Origin of the sequence: Iocasia fonsfrigidae, assembly GCF_017751145.1 — a bacterium.
Taxonomy (GTDB): Bacteria; Bacillota; Halanaerobiia; order Halanaerobiales; family DTU029; genus Iocasia; species Iocasia fonsfrigidae.
Genome location: NZ_CP046640.1, coordinates 725234 through 749365, shown reverse-complemented (window position 1 = coordinate 749365; position 24132 = coordinate 725234). Strand labels below are relative to the sequence as shown.

Below are 24132 nucleotides of genomic sequence, written 5' to 3'. Positions count from 1 at the left end.
TTTTCAACCTCCATTATTTCTCTATTTCTTTTTTTACTTGATTATATATTCCGTAAAAATCTTCGTTACATTCAATTCCTTGGTCTTCTATAAATTTTAAAATTTTGTATGCTTTTTTTATGTTTCCTTTTTTATATTCAAGTCTAGCATGAGTAAATATAGTGGCCAGTTGGCCACTATATTTAGATCTCAATTTTTTAAAATACTTTTCTGCCATTACCAAATCATTAAATTCCAAGTATGAATTAGCTAAAAGCCTTAATGCAGTTTCTTTATCATATTTCAATAATTTATTACAATATTTTATTGTTTCATTATATTTTTTTCTTTTATAGTTTATTCCTACTAAAAGAAAAATTGCTGTTTCATTTACAGGGTCAATTGTATTTATTTTTTTAGCATAACTTTCAGCCAAATCCAAGTCATCCTTTTTCAAATATATGTTAGCTATCATTTCCAATATATTAACATCATCTTGATCTTCTTTCTCTAATATACTTAATGCAGCATTATATTTTTCTAATTTGAATAAAATACTTATTTTATCTTCTAATAATATTCTTTTTATCTTACTATCACTTACTAAAGTCATTACTTCATCAAGGTATTTTAATGCTTTATTAAATTCATCCATAGATATATTAATTCTAGCTAACAATAACTTTAATTTCCAATCTGAACCATCATCTAGCTTTATAAATATATTTTTAGCTCTCTTTTTTACCCCAATGCTGTATAAAAAATATCCCCAAAAATACATTAATTTATCTTTAATTATTATCCCACCTCCCAATATTTGGTTCTAAGTATCTCATTCTTCCTGTACTTTTATCCATATATATTCCATATTTTGTATATGGCGTTTCAAGGTATATTTCATTAATTGGTTTGTCGCCTACTGGCTTTGTTTCACCTATAACTATTGCTAGAGTTCCTAAACCATAGCTAAATGAACTAGATACTATTTTGGAAAAAGGTAGCTTAGATAAACCTGCGCCAGTTGCTTCAATAGCCGTATTGCTTGAAGCAGGATTAGATAAACTTTTTGCTAAATTATTTCCAAATGTTTTAGGTAGTTCCTTCATCAAACGAGCAAATGTTTTCTTTATTCCAGTCATAACCCAACCATTTCTACCGTAATGTTTAAAATATCCAATAGATTTACCTGCAGTTTCGGCAGCAGTAATTAAAGTAGCTTCACCAGCTTTAGTACCAACATAAGCACCTATACCTTTCAAACTTATACTTGCATAATTATTTTTGTTATACCTATTCTGGCTTATACTATGCATTGTACCAAATACATCTGGGAAAAATAATTCTTGCCCAGGGTTTATCCTATCCTTATCCTTTAAGTGATTTATGTCAGCTACAAAATTAGTTAAATTATATACAGTATTTCGAGCTAATTCTTCACCACTGTATTTCTTGTTGAAATGAATTGTATTATACATTTCATCTGTAATATCACTTAATGTATCTCCCTCCTGAACATTATAATAATTGCCATAAAAAGTCATATCTCCTACAGATATAGTACGACTTTTTTCCAGTTCTTCATAATCGTTTATTATTTCTCCAGCATTTATTCCCAGTGCATCATGCCCCGTAGGATCAACATACTTCATGGGGTTATTCATAACATACACGTAAATATTCTGCCCTTGAGGATTAACAAGCTCACCAGCATAACTATCCTCACTAATAAACCGACCTATCCCAGGATCATAGAACCTGGCTCCATAGTAATAGAACCCAATGGAAACTTCCTGCCTCTGGCCAGTATACTTATAACTCTCCCCAACATCATTCTGCGGCTCAAGGTCGCCAACTACTGCTAAATCTCCACCAAAAGGCAGATAATCCTGGTCAAAAACAACTTCACCATCTTCATCAGTCATCAACCTGGTAGAACCAAGGTTATCATAGTGGTAATATATTACTTCTCCCTCACCACCAATAACTCCTTCAACCCGTGCCAATTGCTTACTTAAAGCATAGACATACGAAGTTACTTTATTCTCTCCATCAGAACCTATACTTTCCTCATAAATAACCTTCCCACTATAATTAAAGACAAAGTGTGTTATTCCTTCCTCAGTATCCGAAACAATCCTTTTCCCATCAGCATCATAACTGTACTCAACTTTAAGCTCACCCTTATAGTAAACTGCCTTTAACCTGTTATCAGCCGTATATTCATATTCCCAGTATCTACTACCTGGACTGTCCTTGTCCAGGATGAGACTACCATCACTATTCTCTCTAACTTCATTACCCTTGGCGGTTAAATTCCCATTCTCATCATAGATATAGTATTGTTCCTTATAGGTCTTACCACTGATAATAGAAGTGGTTTTCTTAAGCCTGTTAGTATCTGGATAATACTCATATTTAGTACTATCATCATTACCAACAATACTGTGTTTTTCTGTTCTGTTACCACCAGCGTCATAGCTGTATTCTATCTTCCCTTCATTCGACCTTTGATAGACCCTGACAATCTCTTCTAAGTTATTGCTAAAGGTACTTAAGTTTAGATAGTTATTATCTATATCCCGGTCATCATGGTTGGAATGGACCTTAAAGGCTAAGGCCGGTATTGATTCTTTGAAGGTTATGGTTACTTTTCCTTCTTTGTCTTTAGTGAATTCCCAATCTTCTTTAGGGACTTCGTAATAGTCAAAATTATCATCACTGTAGTGGACAGTGATAGTGTCTTTGCTGACCCGGTGTTCACTTACTCCTGCTGCCGGAGTTAAGACAATCTTACCTATCTCTGCTTTTTCTACCAGGATAACCCCGACACTGTTGGCCTGGTAGTCAAAGTCAACCAGGTAGTCTTCCTTGACCTTAAGAGCCTTGTATCTTAACTGGTCTTCTTCGGCTACCCCGGTATGTCCGGTCCTTTCTCCATAGAAGGTCCCTGCCAAATCTGTCGAGACCAGCCGGTCTAGCCGGTCATAGTGGTACTGGTTGGTATACTTACTTAGCTTATCTGTCCTTTTGATTAGATTATTGTTCTGGTCATAGTTATAGGAAATATCCAGTAATTTTTCTGTTACCCCGGCGTTATTCTTTTTTATTTTGATATTTCCTATCCGGTAATTCCTATCAGGGCTGATACTGCTGCTTGTTCCGTTCTGATAACTAATCCCGCTTAGGAAACCATTGTTCCGGTAAGTGAAGGTTAAATCATTGCTACTATCATCTATACTACCATCAGCTATACCATCCACTGCAACTAAGTGGTTAAGGTCATTGTACTTATATTCCAGATAGCTATTACTACCCGGGTATTTGATTCCACTGAGTTTACCAAGCTTATCATAGCGGTAGGAACTGCGGTAGCTTTTACCGTCTATCCCCCTGTTCTCAGTGCTGATGAATCCCAGGGGGTTATAGCTGGTGGTGATAGTACTGTTGTCTCTCTCCCCATCTTTTCTGACAGCAGAGAGTCTATTTCCTTCTTTATCATAGTGGTATTCTTTACTTGCCAGTACTTCTCCGCTCTGGTCACGGTATTCTATCTTCAGCGGCAGATAGTCTCGCCGGTAGCTGTAGTTGATTAGCTGTCCTTTCCGGTCTATCTCTTCTATGAGATTCCCAGCCCCATCATAGCTGTACTTGATTACACCACCCTCTGGTCTTATCTCCCTGACCATGAGGTTGCGCTGGTCATAGCTGTACCTTGTCCTGACACCATTAGGCAGTACCTTTTCCATCAAATTACCTTCCGGGTCATAGTAGTACTTACTGCTCCCACCTGCGCTATCAATAACCTTGGCCAGCTGGTTCTGACTATTATATTCATACCTGGTTGATTGACCAAGACCACTGATGACAATCGTCCTATTACCTACCCCATCATAGCGGTATTTTTCTTCCTGACCATCTGGTTCCATTACCGCCTCTAACCTGTTCAGCTGATCATAGCTATATCTGGTCATTCTACCAGCCGGGTCAGTTTCCCTTGTTTTATTACCGACTTTATCATATTGGTAACTACTGCTATATTTTTTACCAGCTTGATCATAGCTGATCTCTTCTTCTAACCAGTGCTGGGGGGTATAGTGATAGACTGTCCGCTGTCCCTCCGGGTTAATTACTTCTTTTTTCTTACCCACCCGGTTATACTGGTAGCTAGTGATATATTCTGCACCATTAACAGTCCTTTTTTCCTCAATTACCCTACCCAGTCGGTCATACTTTATTTCCTTTGTATAGTTAGGGTCTAATTGATAGTATGGTGTTTCAAGATGTTCATAGATATCAGCAGCAAAGAGGGTGACCGTCTCTGACCCTGCTGTTGCAGCCTGGCTTACCCCTTGAGCTGTTGTTACAGCTGTTTTTTGGCCGATAAGGTTATAGCTGTAATAGCTTATCAGGTCATGGGCCCCACTTTCAGTACTGACATCTCCTTCATTACTTAGACTACCATTGAGCAGGGCCTCTGCCTTAAGCCAGCCCCTGACTGTATATTCTTGCTGGACTATATTCCCTGCCTGGTCGATAGTCTTGACTTCATTACCCTTCCGGTCATAGTAGTGTTTGACTATCTCGCCTGCCGGGTCTGTTTCTTGAAGCAGGTTACCGACAGCATTGTACTGGTAAGTGCTGACAGCACTGTTGTTGTTCTGACCGTAGAGCCAGTTACTATTAGGAGAAATCTCTTTTACCTTTCTACCCAGCTCGTCATAGAAATAGAGCCGGCTGGGTTTATATCTTACTGAGTTATAGCTGACATTGTCATAGTTGCCTGCTGCCGGTCTGATATAGTCGTCTTCAGCTAAGATTTCTTCTACTAGTCTGCCCAGGCTGTCATAGCTATACTGGGTAATTCTTCCTGCGGCATCTTTTAGCTCTACCCTGTTACCCAGCTGGTCATACTGGGCTGAGCTACTTATTTTTTCATTCCTGAGGTATTGATTGACTCTAATAAGATTACCTGACCAGTCCTTGAGCTCTTCTGTTTTATTACCCTCGGCATCGATCATCGTCCTTTGGTTTTGTTCATATTCTAGTTTGGTATAGAGCTGGTTATCTTTAGAATTTGCCAGGTCTTTACTGCCATCTGCTAAGATTATCTTGGTCTCTCGATCTAAGGGGTCATATTCTGTAAAACTAACATAGCCTTCGGCATCTTTAACTGCTGTCCTCCTGTTCGCCTGGTCATAATAGAAACTGCTGCTTAATACTTCTGAACTGCCGTCTGCTTTTAGGTTAAAGGTCTCCAGTTTTACCCAGCGGTTTAATTTGTCATAGTGATAGCGGGACTTATTGTAGACTGGTTCGGTGATATTGTTATTTCTGATTTTATAGTCATCTACCGCTAAATCCTCACTGGCATTGACAACGGTTGTCTGATAGCTCTTGTCATTATAGTACTGGATCTTGACCGGGTTATTAGCACGCTTACTGTAATTGGCTGGTTTCAGGCTGCCTATGGTACCTGCATACTGGTCATCATCATCAGGGTAGATAGTTTTGATAAGACGGCCCAGGATATCATATTGATATTCTGTCAGGGCACCGTTAGCATCTATCTCCCATTTCTTTAAACCGGTGGACTTATAATAGCCCTGCTGGGTGATGAGATATTCACCAGCTATGGCTTGACCGTCAACATCTTTGATAGCTTCCCCGTTTTGACCTTTTCTAATGGTCTTAGTGGGGTAGGCCTGGCTGTATTCCTCATCATATTCTATTTCGCTAAGATTACCCAGAGGGTCTATCTGTTTAATCAGGTTACCATACTGGTCATAGCTAAATTTACTTTTAAGCCATTTGCTTTGCTGGTCATCCCAGTCAGCTTTTAATACTAGCTTCCCTACTGCTGAATAGACATGATGACTCTGGACCGGTACAGAACCCCCAACCGGGCTCTGGTTTAAGACAAAGCTGTCTGCCAGTAAGTTATGGATATGTTTATCTACCTTTACCTGGCTAAAGTCACTATCTACTGGAGTTTTAAATTTAGCAGGGAAAGCAGCTGTACTGCTGTTAGTATTTAGATAATGTCGATAGCGTTTCAGACCATTATCGGCATTATGATAATAGATGACATTACCCCAGTTATCATAATGGTAGCTTTCCTGATTAGAACTGCTGCCCCTGATAGTCTTTATTTTAGTCGGACGCATCTTCTTCAGGTCATATTGATATTCCTGTCTCTGCAGTGTCTCACCACTGGCTGCTTCGTTTACCTCTTCACTCTTCAGGACACCCAGGGCATGTTTGGTCCATAACTGTGCCGGGAAAGAGATACTTACCCCGGATTTTGTATCATATGATTTGTCTTCCCACCTGTAGCGTTTCTGGACTACAGGCTGATACTTATAGACCGTCTCACGCTGGCCATCGCTTTCTACTGTCTGGTAGTTCATGGGCTGCTGCCATTTGTAATAGTCAAAATCATAATCATAACTGGTGGTTCTGACTTTATGACTACTATCAAGATATACCTCTACCCTTTTAGTTAAGAGGTATTGTTCCAGTTCCACACTCAAGGTAATAGATTTTGGTATAATAAAAAACCAGTCTATATCACAACTACCATGCATTAGTGTAGCCTGCCGATATTTAATCTTGCTTATCCCCTGGCCGGGAGCGCTTATTTCCTCCAGGGGGAAGACCAGTTGGGCCTGAAGACTACCATATAGTTCTATATCAGCGCCGCCAAAGATAGAAGCAGCCGGGCCCACCAGTTCACTGGCAATTATTTTTAAGATTAACCGGCCTAGATTTAATTTGGCTCCAGCCTCTCCGGCATATAAGAGCCGGGTATCATACTTGTATTTGCTAACCCTGCCGGCTACATCCTGGACATCATCTAGTAAATTGTCCCGACCAACATCATATTTTATTTCTCTACCCTGAGGGTCATTTTCTAGCCAGACTTTTTTTATCCGGGGCCATAATAGATCACTCCTGTATTGAAAACGAATCTTTCTGCCCATCGAGTCTTTGATATAGTCTAAATGCCTACCATCATAATGATATTCTATTTTATTTGCGCCGGTGGCATCGACCATTGCTGTGGTCCGGCCCAGACCGTCCATTTGATAGCTAGTCCCGTCTTTTAAAATCAGGGTATAGCCAGAACTATACCAGCGGCTTTTAATAGCATTTCTATTTTTCTGTGGGTCACCCTTGGCCCCTGCTAGTCCAACCAACTGGACAAAATCTACCGGTGAATATACCTGTTTTACTCTTAAAGTAAAGTCTGCCCCTTCATGTTGCTCAAAAACCAGTTCCCGGTAGGCATTGGGGACAAATACCGGGATATCGACCAGTTTCATTTCATTGATATAGTGCATACTACCTTCAGCTGTCCGCAGAATCAAGGTGCTGTTGGCTGCCTTGATATATGGTATATTTAACCTCCAGCCCTGTCCAGTAGAGTATGCAAAATCCCCCTGATTAAACAAATATTTTTCCAGCATCTGCAATAGGTTTTTTTTGGCCTCATTGGCCCAATTAGTCTTTGCTTTAAAGGCATCAACTATTTTCTTAAGTGTATCATAATCCTGTACATTGTTATCTGAACCCAAGATATTGATCCCGATCTTGGCATTTATCGCCAGAGCAAAGGCATCATTACGGGCTGTTGCCGTATCATATCTCCTTTTCAAGACAAAATCAAAACCATTCCTCCCTGGTAAAACCAGTTCTGTTGCTTCAGTACTGGCTGTACCAAATTGGGGTGATACTGTAACCGCCTCATGTTTGGAATAGCTTTTTAAAGGAGAATAACCCGTATCTTTATACTCCTGAGCTGTCAGGTCCTGGATGATAGTAGACTGGACAGAAAAAGAACTAAAATGGTTGGTGATAAAATAGATATAGTTGTTTTTCACATCAACACCAGTGCTGGGAAGTTTAAACCATTTACCAAACATGGGGTCATAGTGGTATACCCCCAGATTATGTTCAGGGAAACCCTCTGGCAGCTGACTTTCCTCATATTTTATCCTGGCTAGATAGCCGTTCTCTAAGGCCATGTTTTCCTCTGGAGTATTACTGCCCTCTTTATAGGCAGAGATTTCATAAATCGGCCCGACCTGGGGATAGATCATCTCCTCTTCCAGCTCTGCACTGCTTATTTCGGTGACAGTTATTCTATCTATCTCTTCCGGCAGCTGTTCTTTCGGCAGGGCCAGGGCCAGATTATCATATTCCAGCAGGGCCCCTTTTTCTCGATCATAGCTTGTCTCAGCCAGACCTACTATACCCGTTTTCCAGCCTGTCGCTTTACTCTGATTGGCTGCCCTGTCAATTGCTACTACCCGGTAGCTATAAATATCCCCATTAGTCAGATTACTATCAGTAAATTCCTCTTTGCTGACCGTATAAGATTCGTTCTGCTCATCACTACCACCGTCTTTCCCGGAATTTCTGCTAACCTGATATTCCACAACATCTTCTGAAGAAGGATCCCATTTCAAGGTTATTCGTCCATCAGCAGGGATAACCCGCAGGTTTTCCGGGGTTTCAGGGGGAGTTGTATCTATATATACCCTGGTAGAACTGACTGTCTCCAGCCCAGCATTATCAATAGCCTTTACGGTCACTAAATGTTCACCATCAGGCTGAACAGGCAGCTGATAAGGACTGGCAACCTCCAGATAAGCCCCCTCATCTATTTTTAATTCATAATGGCTGATCCCACTGGTCTGATCACTAGTCTCAAAACTAATTACTGGTTGGGTATTAGCACTCCAATCTGCTGGTTTAGCCTGGACCGTGAAAGCAGCCGGGGGAACAGTATCTACCAGGACATTAAATTGATAGAACGATTCATTACCGGCCTGATCGATGGCCCTAAGCGTTAGCTGCTGCTGTCCATCTTTAAAGCTAAGCTGCTTTTTAAAATCACTGCCAGTTAAAGTTGAAATCCTGCCATTGACATAGACCTGAACCGGGCTCCGGTCTGAAACCTGACCACTGATGATTAAAGTAGAGCTAGGCGAAATATAGCCATCTGCCGGCGAAATCTCCGCTAAGACCGGGGCAACAGTATCCTTAATCACTCTTATCTCTTGGCTAAGCTGGCCTAACTCATTAGCGGCTGCTATCTTGATGGTATTATTACCTTCATTCAGTTCTACTAGCCGGGAAGAAAATAATCCGCCTTCCAGAACTGTCTCCTCTCCGTTTACACTAACAGTCAGTTCACCAAGCCCACTGACCATCCCGCTGACTACAATACTGTCTGCTTTGGTATAATACCCATCTAACGGTGAATCAACCCTTAACTCAAGCGGTTCAAGCCGTACTACCTTGCGGTAAATTACCCGGCTGTATTCCGGATCACCCTGCCAGTTTAATTTAGCCGCCTCTATTTTTAACAGATTTAACCCAGGTTTTAAGTCGATCTTTTGATCGAATTTTTGCCCGGAGAGCTTAACCTCTTCTCCATTGATTCTTAATTGGTTCAAAGGAGGGCTAATACTACCGCTCAAAACCAAGCTATCCTGGTCAGTATAGAATATCCCCTCACTTAAATTTAGATCAATCAAAACCTGATTAGCCAGATAAATAGTCGCTAAATCATAATTTACCCGCCCCTTATTATCCCGGGCCAGAGCTCTTATTTTATGGGCCTGATTAACACTGGCCCCACACCTATTTGCCTCCAACCAGAAATAATGGCCCCGGTGATAGGCCTGCTGACCATTGATCGTGACTTCCGTATCAGGATTGTCAACATAAGCAATGATTTTCCCCCGGGCTAGTTCCTGAGGATTTAACTGCTGATTATCGCTTGGCTGTAGGATCTCCACTTCTGGTTCCCGTTGATTTTCACTACTATATTTTACTACTAACTCGCTCAACGGGATCCCCTGTGAATTTTTAATTAAGAGTTTATCTGTTTTCAGATAGCTTTTAAAAACTATACTCTTCAAGCCAAGAGCTGTCTGTTCCAGCTCCCGCCAGCTATTATCCACCAAGGCATAGAGACTAAGCCGGGGATTATCCTCCCGGGAATAAATACTTAGCTCTTCTATATATCTATTTTCCCGCTTACCGGTCTGCGGTATCTTATAGCAGGACTGCGGGTTAATATTACCAATATGTACCCGCTCCGGGTTAGCCAGGATCTGACCATTGACCATTGCCCCCTGGTCAAGATAAATCTCAGCTTCAGGAGCCAGGATTCCTTCCCCAGACCTGACAGCAGTGAAGGTACTGCCCCCAAGTATCTCGAGCCGTTTCCCGCTAGAGATCAGCTGACCATTAACCCTGGCTCCACCGGTAATTCTTACTACACCAGTCTTAGCATAGATTAATTCAGAAGCAGTGATCCCTCCCCTGATAGTTATATTTCCCTTCATAGCATAGAGCTTACCCTTAAAGCTGGCCCCATTCTGGATAAAAACCTCATCAGCCATGGTATAGAGATTAGCAGCAATTTTATACTGCTCCTGACCACCAACACCACCCTCAATATAGACCCTGCTCCCAGTATGATAAATCTCCAGGGACTCAGTCTTCCCGGCACCATTGATCCTGCTACCACTACTTAGCTGTAGATCACCAGCCAGGTATAGATAGGCCTGACCGGGACCAGTAACAGAAATACTGGCATTAGAACCCATCTTTAATTCTTTAACAATGATAGATATATCTCCATAGCTAGTATCTAGCTGCAATTCAGTATTAACAATCAGGGTATCATAACTGAGATCATGGTCTATTACTGTCGGGCCATTCCAGTTCTCTATTTTTCTTGAACCACTCCCCGGAATATAGGGGGGTTTAAGGAAAACTGGAAATGCTGGAAGTGATATTTCCTGCCTGTCCAGCTTAACTGTTATTTCACTTGAATTGTTAGCTGGTCCAAATAAACGTCCATCTCCCAACTCAGGGTCAGTATTTGTCTCTTTTATATTATTCAATCTGGCATTAACCAGTGTTAAATTATCTTTGGGCTGTACTTTCAGGTAGTTTTTACCTGCCCAGAGATTTTCTTTTGTTAACTTCTTTTTATATACTGTATAATCCCTTAAGTGAAAAGCTGGTTTCAGGCTTATTTCCTTACCGTTTAGTTCTACAGTTAGTGCTGCAGCACTGTTTTCTTTTACTGCCAGTTCCAGGGTATATTCTTTAATATTATCTGCAGCTAATTCAAATTGACTGTTAACAGCCTGGTCCAGTTGGTGAGGCTGTTGCATGCCGATTAGTACCGGGGTTTCTCCATAGTAATTACCTGTTCCCCAGAACTCAACTTCACCTATCCCACCAAGTTCTCCACCATAGCCAGTAACAATTAATTTTATCCGGTCAGTACTTACATTACGGTCTTTTAAATCCAGGCGGTACCAGTCTGCTCTGTTATTTGCCAGGATTGAATCTATACTGTCTAAATGCTGCCAGTTTCCCTTCTGATATGTATGTAATTCTATCGTCCCTTTAGAATGATTGGATAGATAGAGTTTGATATTATCTAAAGTATATACTCCACCTAAGTCAAATTCCACTTCAGCAGTAGTCTGCTGACTATTATTGCCCTTTTGACTTTTATTACTATTCTGTTCTCTTACTATCCCGCTAAGTTCCTCTAGGACTTCATCAAACTTCCTGTCCTGCCAGTCTTTGCTCTCTTTTTCTGTCTGCCAGCAAGTATAGGTATTTCCATCAAGTAAAAAATCTGCCGCATAGACAGGGTCAGTATTGGCTGAAGCCTCAATCCCGCGAGGTTTAATCCGGTGATAATATTCAGCAGCAGGAATGCCCAGTAATTTAAGCTCTCTTAGATAAGAGGCCGCCATCCCCCTTCCTGAGACCGACAGCCTGACCCGGTCAGTCACTATCTGGTCAGAGGATAGATCAAGCAGGGTTTCCTTACTAAGCTGATTTACCGTTGGCGCCAGGAAGGGTAACCAGTGATTATCTCGATAGTACTCTACCATCAGCTCACTTTCAGCAGCCAGATAACCATTTATCTCCAGGGCTTGAACCAGGGTCTCCCCTTCCAGTCTAATCTCTGCCCAGGCCTGTCCCTCTGTTGCTTTAAACCCCCAGTAGCTATCCTGCTTACCATCTACTAGATAGAGTGCCGGGTGGGCGGGGTCAGCATTAATCCCGCTCAGCACACTCTCTACCCCTATATATTGATTACCTGCCATTACCGGAACTACTATTCCCAGTAGCAGGATAAGAACAAACAACAGCTCTTTATTTAATCCTTTCATCTCTCGTCATCCCCTTCCTCTTGGCTAAGATTCCCGGAATTACCCGCCAGACTATTTAGTTTATCCAGGGAAATATTGGTCAATAGATAATGATAGTAGTCATTACCATTCTTGTTAAAAATACAATCTACTAAGACTGGCTTACTAGCAAGTTCTTCTTTTACCCCGTAGACCTCGTTACCACTAATTTTACAATTATTTATCTCTGGTGAAGAACCATGTAGATGGATCCCGATCTTATTATCCAGCAAACTACAATCCTTAAGAGTAATATCCTGTTTTTCCAGGGTCAAACCCCGTTCCGCTTCACTGAGCAGCAGGTAATTAAGTTCAGTGACTTGGGCCGTCTGCCTGATTAATAGGCCAGACCAGTATGTTCCGCTTATCGTTATTGGCATATTAACAGTTCCGCTCGCCTCAAACTCACCCTTGATTATTAAATAGGCACTATCCGGAAAAGAAATCAGGGTTCCTGGTTCAATGGTCAGACTTATCCCCTCTGGAACCACCACTGTTCCCCGCATCTGCATCTCCCCACTCCAGGTTTCATCTAAGACCAGAGGACCTTCCAGGGTATTGGTAATGATTATCTCCCAACTTTCTTTGGTAGCAGCACCATCATGGTCAGCAACCTCCAGTTCCAGTTGATAAGTCCCGATCTCCAGGAACTGATAAGAAAACTCTGCCGGCTTTTCGTCAACACCAACCACCTTCTCCACCTGATAGTCTCCAATCCGCCAACTATATTTTGCCGGCCCAGTATCATCAGTAACCTGTCCGGTAAACTTAATACTATGACCTTTATAGTTAGTTGAATCCCCACTAATACTGACTACTGGTGGTTGATTATATCTGACCAGCTGTTTAATAAGCCCGGTAGCATTACCAGCCAGATCCACCTGATAGAGCTGGAACTCATACCTCCCATAAGTACTTTCCTGAAAATCAAAACTATCATTATAGTTTACTACTACTTGACTGCTAAAAGCCGGCTCATTAAGAGGTAAACCATTTTCATCCAGGGGTACTGTCCTGTAATAGATAGTTCCCCCTTCATTTGTCGACCACTCTATCTCCATGTAACCATCATTACTTACCAGTTCAGCCAGTTCTGTTTTGAATTTTAAAACAGGTTTAATGGTATCAACAATAATCGGCTGACTGTAGCCAATCCCGGACCAGTTGCCAGTCCGATCAACACTCTGAATGGCTACATAATACGTCTGTCCCTCTACCAGCTCTAACCCGTCAATATCCAGGTCATCGTTTTGGTATAGCTTAAGAAAATCATCGGTATATTTGATCTCACCGCTTAAACCCCCACTGATATCCTGCCGGCTGACCACCTGATAACGGTAAGCAGCAATACCACTTAAACTGTCTTCTGTACTAAAGGCAATATTTTCAATCAGGTCTTTTTTATTAACATAACTTGGTATTGAATTAGACTCAGTAGTCACCAGCGGAAGAGAAGGCTTTTCCAAATCAGCAATAATTACTGAACTACTGGCTTCCTGAGACCACAGCCCTGTTTCATTAACCGCTTTTACCGTTAGATAATAACGTCCCTCATGTTGCAAAGCAAGATTAATACTACGGTCTATCCGCTCACTACTCTCCCCTTGATTTAAATGACTAAGATCAATTGCTCTCCAGCCCTCTGTTATCTCTGTACCACCCCTACTACTTCCTATCGCATATTGATAACCTGTAATTTTGGTATCAGGATCAGTACAGGACCACTGCAAAGAAAAACTATTATTAGTATACCGGTCTACTCCCAGTACTGCCGGTGTGGGGGGAGTAGCATCTACAGTAATCCCATCCGATATTTTGACAGTAGTCGGAGTCCCCAGCATATTGACTGCCCTAACAGCCAGATAATAGGTCTTTCCGTCTTCAAAAAGCCCACCTTCCCCATATAGATCTTCAGCTTTTAGGGTCAGCTGATTTTTTCTTGTACTAGACCAGTTTGCTATCTCAGCATCTTTACTATCCACTAAGGCATATTGATAAGATTCAAAGGGAACAGTCGGGTCATCAAGCTCCCAGACAAAACTTAGGGAATCATTATTGATCGTAAAATCCCCACCGTCTTCAATCTTGCTTACTTTGGGCCTATCTGGCTCAACCACCATAATTCCATTACTACTGGTCCGGGCTGATAATAACCCGGCCTGATTTTTAGCCATGGCCTTAAAGAAATAGACCTCCCCAACCTGAAGACTAAGATCATTCCTACTTATTACCGTAGACCCGACCTCCTCTTCCTTAACCAATTTTGCCGGCAAGCTATAGGTGCCTAAAGAGTAATAGAAAGAGGCAATACCGGATTCCGGGTCAAGTGAACCATTAAATGTCCCTTCTAGTGTAGTCAGACTATCAGTATAATCCCCATGGTCATCGATCCTGGGGGGAGCAGGTTTAGTAACATCGATCACTATCCCATCAGTAAGCTCCATACTTGACAGTCCGGCTCCATTGATCGCTTTAACCGCCATATAATATTTCTGCCCATTTCTTAACTGCTGTTTAAAGGTATAATTAGTCTGTTCTGCCCCAACATTAACCCAAGCTGTATCAGCATTAATGTTTCTGGAGCTTAAGAGTGCCACCTGATAATTTCTAATCCCTGATTCTGGATCAGGCCGGGTCCAGCGCCAATCCAGCGATAACTGCTGATCATCTATACTATATAACCCTCCATCAATTACCACTGGCACTGGTGGTGAGGTATTGTCAATTACAATAGCCTGACTGGCCTTAACAGCACTCAAACCAGAACTATTGACCGCCTTGATAGTGGCATAAACAAACTGACCATCAGTAAGATCTAAATTATCAAAAACCGCTTCCTGCCTGGTTCCAATATCTACCCAGTCTAGAATATCACCACTATTTATCTGACTCCCCAGCTTGACCTGATAAGAGAGCTGGGAATAATCCTCTTCAGCCACCCAGCTAATACTCAGTTCCTCCTTGCTGGCATAGTCCGGCACCGAAATACTGAGCAGCTCAGGTGCTGTTGAATCAATATTAACCCGGGCAAAACCACTCTCCGAAGATGAACCATCAAGATACTGTACCTGAGCATAAATATAATAGGCCTGGCCATCCTGAAAAGAAACTTCGTTTTCATCAACATCTATTATTTCCGCCGTTGTCTTAACTTTTTTCCGGTCTAAAACGGTCTTACCACTAGTATCCTCAATCCAGTAATAGTAAGCTGAAATCTCCTGTGCTGGATTGACCATCTCAATAATAAAGTGCAGATAGTCTTTGCTAGGCAAATAAGAACCATCTGTTCTGATGGTCGGAACCGGAGCCAGCTGGGTATTTATCTCCATTCCTTCTGTAGTACTGACCCTTTCATTACCTGCCACATCAACTGCCTTTACCGTTAGATAATAAATTCCATCAGGATAAGTATCAGCTGGACTGCTAATTCTAAAGCTAGCCTGATAAGCAGTCGAATCATATTCCAGCCAGCCCTCAGGATCAGCCCCAGGGAAATTACGGCTGATATCTCCTTGGCCACTAGCTGTCCCGAGCTGATAATAGTATTTACTTATCCTGGAAATGTCGTTAACCAGCCAGCTGACTGGCAGATAATCATTTCGGCGCTGGATATAGCTGTTAAGCCCGGCCGGTAATTCCTCTCCCAATATTAATTTAATAAACTCCGGTTTTTCGGTATCAACCAGAAATCCCTCAGAGTAGGAACTGTTTACCAGTCCCAGGTTATTAACTGCTTTAACTGCCAGGTAATAGGTCTTCCCTTCCTGGAAATTAGTCCCCTTTTTCAGTTCCTCCAGGCTGGCAAACCAGCTGGTCTCACCATGAAGTTGAGAACTAATCCCATAATATATTTCCCTAATTCCACTCTCCTGGTCACTTATTTCCTGGCTGATTTTAAGCCCACCCGGTTCTGTTAAAAATCTCCCCTTTTGATTATTAACTAAACCCTCAACACTGAACTTAATCTCCGGACTGCTGTTATCAACATAAAAACCCGGTTCTATTTTCTGGATCGCTGTTGAGCGGCCCACACTATTAGTAACTATCATGACCGGATAATACTTATGATCAACTGATAAATCAGCCTGAACCAGCTGTTCGCCAGTATAACCCTTAATCCCGTTTACCTCCACTTTAGTTAAGTCATCTCTAGTAATACTGCTTAAGGACTGGCTTTCATCAATCAACCCGTAATAATAGGCCTTGATATTTGTTAAATCCTCAGCAAATTCCAGGCTGAGATAGATCTCCTGATCATTAGTAACAAAGTAATTACCCTGATACTGCTGGCTATCCTCTAAGTGAACAGCCTTTATTTTGGGGGCAGTAGTATCAACCCGGTAGACCCGGGAGCTACTGCTCTGATTGCCAGCTTTGTCCACCGCAATTACTATTAATTTATTCTCACCATGGAGGGCCTGGAGCTGTCCGTTCTCCGGGACAGCCTGCAGCTGACCAGTTTCACCCCATTTATATGTAATACTCTTAAGCTGACTAAGTTTATCCACTGCCTGGATCTTTATTACTTGCTCTGCTACGTAGTCTGCAGCTGCTTCACTCATCGTAATGACCGGACTCTCTGTATCTACAGTAAAAGAATAATTATCAGCAGCGACATATTCGAACTCACCGTGCTGATTTTTGACCTTATCTGTAACCCCTACCTGGATTTGATATGTACTCCCCTCTTTTAAATTACTTAAGGCCAGGGAAGGAACTGTCGTACTCTTATCAATTAAGGGTTGACCATCTTCTTCTACCAGGAAATGATAACTTAGATCATCATTATCATAATCAACACAGTAGGAAAAACTATGGCCAAAGAGATCAGTACTATTAATATTGATAGTCGCTGTATCTGTATTTAAATAGCCGTTCTCATTTACCCCGGAAACTACAATCACTGGAACCGTTGGCAGGCTATTGGGAACCGTTAGCTCAGTAGTCATTCCATAAACCCGGCCATCGGTCGAGTGCTCATTATCATTATATGTTTTAATAAAATACTGGTAATGCTGATGGGGAGCCACCTGCTGACTATATACTAAACTATCGTAAATAGCAGGGGTAATTAACTCCTCTTCAGCAGTATTACTTAAATTTAAACGGTGAATCTTATAATATTGAAAATCACCCTGAGCTATTAAGAGCCTGGCCATCTTTTGATAAAGACCAGCTGACTGCTCCTCAATACTTATACTGTCAAGCTCTAAAGCAGTCGGTTCTGCAGCTGTAAACCAGCTCACTGTTTCCGACCAGGGACCCTGATTACCGGCTCCATCAATCGCTTTGACCCTTAAACTGAGCTCTTCATTAAAGTCCAGCTGATCAATTATAATTGAAGGAACAGTTGTTTCATAAAGATCCGTAGTCCCGGCTGCTACCCGTTTCAACTCCACAAGATAGCTGGCGATACCACTATTTTTAACTGTAACCGGCTTATCTACAGCAGGAGGCCAGTTGAATTCTACTCTTACCATTCCAGTCTCCTGATTGATAGAATTACTTAGATAGCTGCTGGTCTCCTCAGTAAAAGTGATTTTAGCCGGCTTTTGATCATCATAGATTATACTCTTAGTACTGGAAGCCTTATTTCCAGCCCGGTCAACTGAAGTAACCGTAAGCTGATGTTCACCATTTACCTCTTCAAGCTGGTAAATAAATTGGTCATTTACTAATTCTGACTTATTAACTGTCATTGTCTGGTCGAGATTTGAGCTAATCTTAAAAATGGCCAGATCATTAATCCTCTCCTGATCAGCCGGATATGGGTATTGCTCATAATCCCGGCTATAGTCCTCCAGATAAATTAGCAACTGACTCTGCTTGGTACTACTAATAGTCTCACCAGTAGTTGTCTGCAGCTGGAAGACCGGGGTTTTCGGAGCAGTAGTGTCAATATATAGTTCCCGGTAGACTGAATCACTATCAACGAGCCCATCTGTGGCTCGCAGTTTCCAGCGATAGTGGCCATCTTTCAAAACAACCGGGGTCTCTACTCCCTTCTCACTAACTGTGCCAGCATATTCCCCATATTTAACCCATTCTAATTCACTGGCCTGATTACTGGTCAAGCTCTCTACGATAAAAATGTAGCTTATTTGCTGTCCATCAGGATCACTAGTCTTTTCCCCGCACAATTTTAGATTAGTAGTAGTCAAATATGAATCAGCAGCCGGGCTTTTTAGTTCCGGTGTCAGTGGGGGTTGATTAGCTACCTGGAAGGAGGTGGGGTCATTATAGACAATAAGCTCATCATTTTCCGTATTACAGGTAGCAATGGAAATTTCGTAGTCCTGGTTATATTTAAAACCGATCTCCCGGGGTGCTATTGTGTAGGTATAAGTCTCCCCTGTATAATCAGCTGGAATCTTTATCCACTCTGTCTGACCTTTAATGGAATCATCAGCTGTGTTTTTCCATTTTATCTGATAAGCATTGGCCAGCTTATGACAGTAAAACTCAACCTTAATTTTATTATCTATAAATTGGATCTCTTTAAACCTGGTCGGTTTTGACGGGGTACTAAACTCAGCATAATTACTGCTTCCTGGATACCAGACCGAAGTATTCCCGACATGATCCTCTGCTTTTATTCTAAACTTATAATTACTATTCCAGTCTACTATAAAATTGGTAGCTGCCTGACCAGGACCAGGCCTACTTAATTCCTGCCAGCCTTTTCCATCCTGCTTGTACTGCAAGATCTGTTCCTTAAGTCCACTACCAACTGGCTGGTTCTCATCTGTATCAACAAATTTATTCCATTCCAGGGTATAGGCCAGTTTCTTGCCCTGGGAATAGGCGTCTCTAATTGTTTCTTCCTTGCTGGCCTTAGTTAAATTTAACGAAGCAGCAAATCCAAAACCATTAGCCGGCCAGGGAGGCAGTTTATCCACCATAAAATTCGACCAGTAAGAATAGTCTGACCAGATCTTACTATTGTAGCCCTTAATTCGCCATCTATATTCATCAGTAGTAAACTGCTCATTATTCACTGGATAATTCTGTGCTGAGTAATTCAAATCATTAGTAGTTAAAAAATTAGCCCAGACCCCTGAATCACCCTTCTTCTGTACTACAATATTAACTTTCTGCTGGGCAAAACCCTGTGGATCACTATATGTCCAGTTTAGCTTAGAAAGACTGGGGTAATACTTTGTATTCCCCTTCTGGTCCAGTAACTTGGGGGTAACAGGATTTAAGGTTGGTTCATCATAGAAAGTGATTTTGGCCCAGGTAGTACCTCTTTTATAATAAGGATTCCCAGGCCGTTTAGCCTTAAGTCTATAGCGCTGGACAAAAAGTTGGTAATTATGATTACCTTTGATTGACAGATAACCACTTCCCGACCAGTCATTCTTATATCCTTTCTTGACATAGATTAAATTGCTATTTGTTGTTAAATCTTTAATATAGAAAATCCCATGTTCCTTTGTACTATGCCTATGTCCAGTGCTCTTTGTATCTATCATAGCTTGCCATTTAATAATCTGATCTTTGTCTTCCTTAAAGTTCCAATAACGCCTCTTAGTACTTCCTGATACAGAAATTTTTTTAATCCAAGGGTCTAGCACTACCGGAAAACTACGCTCTGAACTTTCTAACCACTCTTTATCAACAACAACCTGTAGATTTATAACCTTCCCCTGTTGCTGATACTGCCAGTCAACATGCTCATAATCAGCTTCAACTGTATTTTTATCAAAAACAAATAATCTACCCAGTTCAAAGATTTCATCTCCGGTCGCCGGATCACTTAAAATGAGTCCTTCCTCTGTCTCCTTGAGGCTTAACTCTGTATTCATTTCAAGCTGAAAGTCAAATGTATTCCGAGCTTCCTTATTTTTTAAGATTATCGATTCTTTCAACATATCATAAAAAGCGTTATACTGAATATCTACATTATCCCAGACTTCAACATATTTTTTCATACTGCCCTTAACCTCATTGTACTTACTACTGGCCCCTGGTAATTTAATCTTTAGACTATAATCACCCTGACTTAGTTCAATCCCCTGTTCAAGTTTTCTAGCAAATTTCATTTTGAAATCATTATCATAAATTGCATCTTCATAAGCACTATTCTCATTTGATATAGCTAGTGCCTTGCTCATATTTTTTACAGAACTCTCTTTTTTAATAGTAGTATCAATTGGCTGCCAGTTCCCCTGGGAATCCTGGTAATGAACCGGTTCTGTATATAAAATCATCTCTTTCCGTCCCAGCTGCTGAAAGGTCTTAGTATACCTACCCCTTTCCTCTATAATCTCTTCTCCAGCAGTTTCCTGTTTTTCACTAAGCACTGCTGTTTTTAGTTCAGATTCCTCCTCATTCATCTCCTGCCACAATTCATAAACAGTAGTAGTATTGTCTATCTCCTCTGCAGCCATCGTAAGCAGGTTGACTAAAAATAAAGCAATTAAAAAAAAGCAAATAATTAATAAACTCTTTCTCCAATACAAGTCAATCCCCCCCTTGTTGTTTAAATAAGGCTCTTTCATAATAGACCTTTTGCATAATTGAATTGTTGACCAGCCAATTAAAACGGAGCAGGATTTAGTATGGTCAATTACGGAAAAGGCTGTTTTCCTGTTTGACCGTAGGGAGTTTAAAACAGCCCGTAATTGGCCAATACTAAATCCGTAGCGGAGTTTTTGAATGGCAACAATCAATTATTCAAGATGCTAAAATAATATAATTACATATAAAAGATCCACTGTTTATTCCTTCTTAGAATAACCACCATGATAAGCATTACCCAAAGCACTATTCCCAATGTATATTCATCACATTTTTTAGCAATCATCTCTTCCTCTTGCATATATTGCTAATTTACTATATACTTCACGGCAATCTCTTTTTTTCCTGCAAAATTATTTGTTTATTTGTAAATTTATCCTTTAAATTAACAAATATTACTTTTTAGGCTTTGAAGATTCGTTACTCACCCCTATATTAGAAACACACTCTAAAAAAATAAAAAAAAGTCCTTTTAATTCTTTTAAGAATTAAAAGGACTTTTTTTTAGATTGATTGGCGAAGGCGATGGGATTTGAACCCACGATCTCCGGCGTGACAGGCCGGCGCGATAAACCACTACGCTACGCCTCCATATTGGAAGTAGGCTGTCAGATGTCAGAAATAAGAAACTCTCCTAGCTCTGACCCCTTACCTCCTACCTCTTTTCTGGTACCCTCAAGGGGATTCGAACCCCTGCCGCCAGGATGAGAACCTGGTGTCCTGGACCCCTAGACGATGAGGGCCTATCAGCAGACAGAAACTACATCAACTAATTCCTGTGCTCTATTATATTACAATATATCCAGATAACTGTCAAGTGCTTAAAAAAATATTTTTTTAAATTTCCACTTGACAAATCCAGCAATTTATTTTATACTAATATTAATAACTATTACTAATAAAGAATAAGGAGAGGATTACATATGGAAGAAAAAAAACAAATGCCGTTAATCGGAGACGCTTTTCCAGAAATGAAAGTAACTACAACACAGGGGAGTAAAAACTTACCAGGAGATTATCAAGGAAAGTGGTTTATTCTCTTCAGCCATCCCGCTGATTTCACACCTGTCTGCACAACCGAGTTTGTGGCCTTTCAGAAGAGGTTTGAACAATTCCAGGAGCTGGATACAGAACTAATCGGCTTAAGTATTGACCAGGTATTCTCCCACATTAAATGGACTGAATGGATCAAAGAAAATTTAGATGTGGAGATTAAATTCCCTATTATTGCTGATGACCGTGGCCAGGTTGCCGAAAGACTGGGGCTGGTACACCCTGGAAAGGGTACTAATACTGTCCGGGCAGTATATATTATTGACCCTAAGGGGACTATCAGGGCCATTCTTTACTATCCACAGGAATTGGGTCGTAATATGGATGAAATCGTACGTATGATTAAAGGTTTCCAGCTAGCAGATAAAAATGGAGTTGCCATTCCTGCTAACTGGCCTGACAACGAATTAATAAATGACAAAGTCATTATTGAACCAGCTGCAGATATAGCAACAGCCAGCAAAAGAAAAGATGAATATGACAATTTCGACTGGTGGTTCTGCTATAAAGAAGTTTAATTAAAACAGTAAATACTAAAACCCCACCTTGATAATTCCAGGTGGGGTTCTTTAAGTATTTATTATTAATCATACTGATGTTTGAAAACTGATAGAACACTTTTTTGAGCTGATTTTATATGTTCTACAGCCAGTTTTCTGGCAAATTCTGCATCTCTTTTTTCAAAGGCCTTAATAAGCTGTTGATACTCTACCAGAACCTCTTCCATACGTCCCCGCTGTGACATGCTTTCCGAACGAAAGCGGCTTATCTGTTCAAATAAACTATCCAGAAATTTCTGCAGCCATTCATTTTCACAACTTTCATAGATTATTTCATGAAATGAAATGTCAATTTTTATACAGTCTTCCAGTTCACCTCTGGCAATATGTTCTTCCAGCTGCCCTGTGAATTTTTTCATTTTTTTTATTTGTTTTTCTGTAATATGCTGTGCAGTCAGATATGATGCCAGGCCTTCAAGTTCCGCCCTAACCTGAAAGATATCATTTATTTCTTTTTTAGACTTGATTCCAGCAACAAAGACACCACGCTGGGGAACAATCAAAACAAATTCCTCTAATTCTAACATACGGATGGCCTCCCGGACAGGGGTGCGGCTTACGTTAAATTGCTGACACAACTCAAGCTCAGTTATTTTTTCCCCAGGCCTAAATTTCCCAAATAAGATGGCCTCCCTCAAAACTTCATAAACCTGTTTCCACAGTGGTTTATAACTATATGAGTCGATGGCAGGCAGATCAAGTTTTTTTCTAATAGACATCTGATAACCCTCCTGATAATTTTATAGTCAAAACAGTAAAATTAAATATGACTCAAACATCCTAGGACTCTAATCTCAGGTTAATCCTTCTCTATCTTAATTTTGAAAGGATAGATAATAAGCTGTAATTTCTTCCATAACTTTTCTTAAATCATTTTGACGAATAAAGTCCCAACCTAACCACTTAAACTTATTCTTTTTATAAACATTGATTTCAACTGCCGGATTAGCTACCGGAAAAGCAGCCCTGGCAAAAAGATTCCCGAGCTCTGGACCTGCTATATATCTAGCCAGTTCCTTAACTTCAAGTGTAATATCTTTTTTGACTAACATGGAGATTGCGTTGATCAAAGCCCCATCTTCCGGCCAGATAACCTCTATCTTTTTATGATTAATTAAAGTTCTAGCGAAAAAATAGGGCATTACATAGATGGCTTCATCCTCTTCACTATTACTTTTAGCCTTTTTAACCATTTGTGAAGGATGTAAGCCTTCCCGAACGTTATAAGATAGTTTTTTTATCCCTGCTAAGCCATATTCTTTATAAAAATTCAGTAATACAGTTTCACAGATAAATTCATCTCTTCCTCTAATAGCAACATTCTGATAATAATTATCAGCTAAAAGGTCAGCAAATTTCAATGGTACCCGGGCTCCTTTTAATCTAGCAGTATTAACAACTAAAACCAGCAGATTCATTGTAAACATTGTATAATTGTTCCTGCTATCCTGATAACCGATCTCCACAAAATTATCTTCAAAATCATATTTGATCGGATTTCTAAAATAACCAGGCCTAATAAATTTATCATAAAAGTCATGATAGAAAAGATTATTCAGGCCAGGAGAGATAATAATATCAGGAATTTCTTTTATATCCTGAAAATTATCAATCTCTTCATAAAAAGACAGATGGGTATTAGCATTAGCAACTATAGTACAGTCAAGATAAACCCCCTCTCTTTCCTTTTTCCTCAAATATGTTGTAATCAATCTTTCAAATGGAACCTTTAATGGGCATGGCATTAATGCTAGCAGATTACAATTTTTAAATTCTGACAT

General features: G+C 40.6%; 6 protein-coding genes and 2 tRNA genes. 1 reads left to right on the top strand and 7 read right to left on the bottom strand.

Annotated elements, in window-relative coordinates:
* Positions 1–13: 13 nt before the first annotated feature.
* From GM661_RS03690 to GM661_RS03670, 5 genes are all read right to left on the bottom strand, one after another.
* The gene (locus GM661_RS03690; RefSeq protein ID WP_230868792.1) at positions 14–793 is read right to left on the bottom strand and encodes a tetratricopeptide repeat protein; all 780 of its coding nucleotides are present in this window, start codon (positions 791–793) and stop codon (positions 14–16) included.
* The gene (locus GM661_RS03685; protein WP_230868791.1) at positions 771–12197 is read right to left on the bottom strand and encodes an RHS repeat-associated core domain-containing protein; all 11427 of its coding nucleotides are present in this window, start codon (positions 12195–12197) and stop codon (positions 771–773) included. Before GM661_RS03685 ends, GM661_RS03690 begins: the two co-directional genes overlap by 23 nt.
* A complete protein-coding gene (locus GM661_RS03680; RefSeq protein ID WP_230868790.1) occupies positions 12194–20680 on the bottom strand; it encodes a fibronectin type III domain-containing protein in 8487 nt (2828 codons plus the stop codon). The genes GM661_RS03685 and GM661_RS03680 overlap by 4 nt, the downstream gene beginning before the upstream one ends.
* Before the next feature lie 572 nt (positions 20681–21252).
* Positions 21253–21329, bottom strand: a tRNA-Asp gene (locus GM661_RS03675).
* Positions 21330–21405: 76 nt separating this feature from the next.
* Positions 21406–21481: transfer RNA gene (locus tag GM661_RS03670), tRNA-Glu, on the bottom strand.
* 180 nt (positions 21482–21661) lie between these two features.
* On the opposite strand from GM661_RS03670, the gene GM661_RS03665 reads away from it, so the two are divergent.
* Positions 21662–22309: a peroxiredoxin gene (locus GM661_RS03665; protein WP_230868789.1), complete on the top strand. Its 648-nt coding sequence runs from the start codon at positions 21662–21664 to the stop codon at positions 22307–22309.
* 65 nt (positions 22310–22374) lie between these two features.
* On the opposite strand, the gene GM661_RS03660 is transcribed toward GM661_RS03665, so the two are convergent.
* Both GM661_RS03660 and GM661_RS03655 read right to left on the bottom strand, forming a co-directional pair.
* Positions 22375–23070 carry a GntR family transcriptional regulator gene (locus tag GM661_RS03660; RefSeq protein WP_230868788.1) on the bottom strand — a complete coding sequence of 232 codons (696 nt, stop codon included), beginning with the start codon at positions 23068–23070 and terminating at the stop codon, positions 22375–22377.
* A gap of 96 nt (positions 23071–23166) precedes the next feature.
* A complete protein-coding gene (locus tag GM661_RS03655; protein WP_230868787.1) occupies positions 23167–24132 on the bottom strand; it encodes an ABC transporter substrate-binding protein in 966 nt (321 codons plus the stop codon).

Coding starts and splice junctions, on each gene's coding strand:
- GM661_RS03685 (WP_230868791.1), bottom strand. CDS start 12,197: ATGAAAGGATTAAATAAAGAGCTGTTGTTTGTTCTTATCCTGCTACTG.
- GM661_RS03665 (WP_230868789.1), top strand. CDS start 21,662: ATGGAAGAAAAAAAACAAATGCCGTTAATCGGAGACGCTTTTCCAGAA.
- GM661_RS03660 (WP_230868788.1), bottom strand. CDS start 23,070: ATGTCTATTAGAAAAAAACTTGATCTGCCTGCCATCGACTCATATAGT.
- GM661_RS03655 (WP_230868787.1), bottom strand. CDS start 24,132: ATGTCAGAATTTAAAAATTGTAATCTGCTAGCATTAATGCCATGCCCA.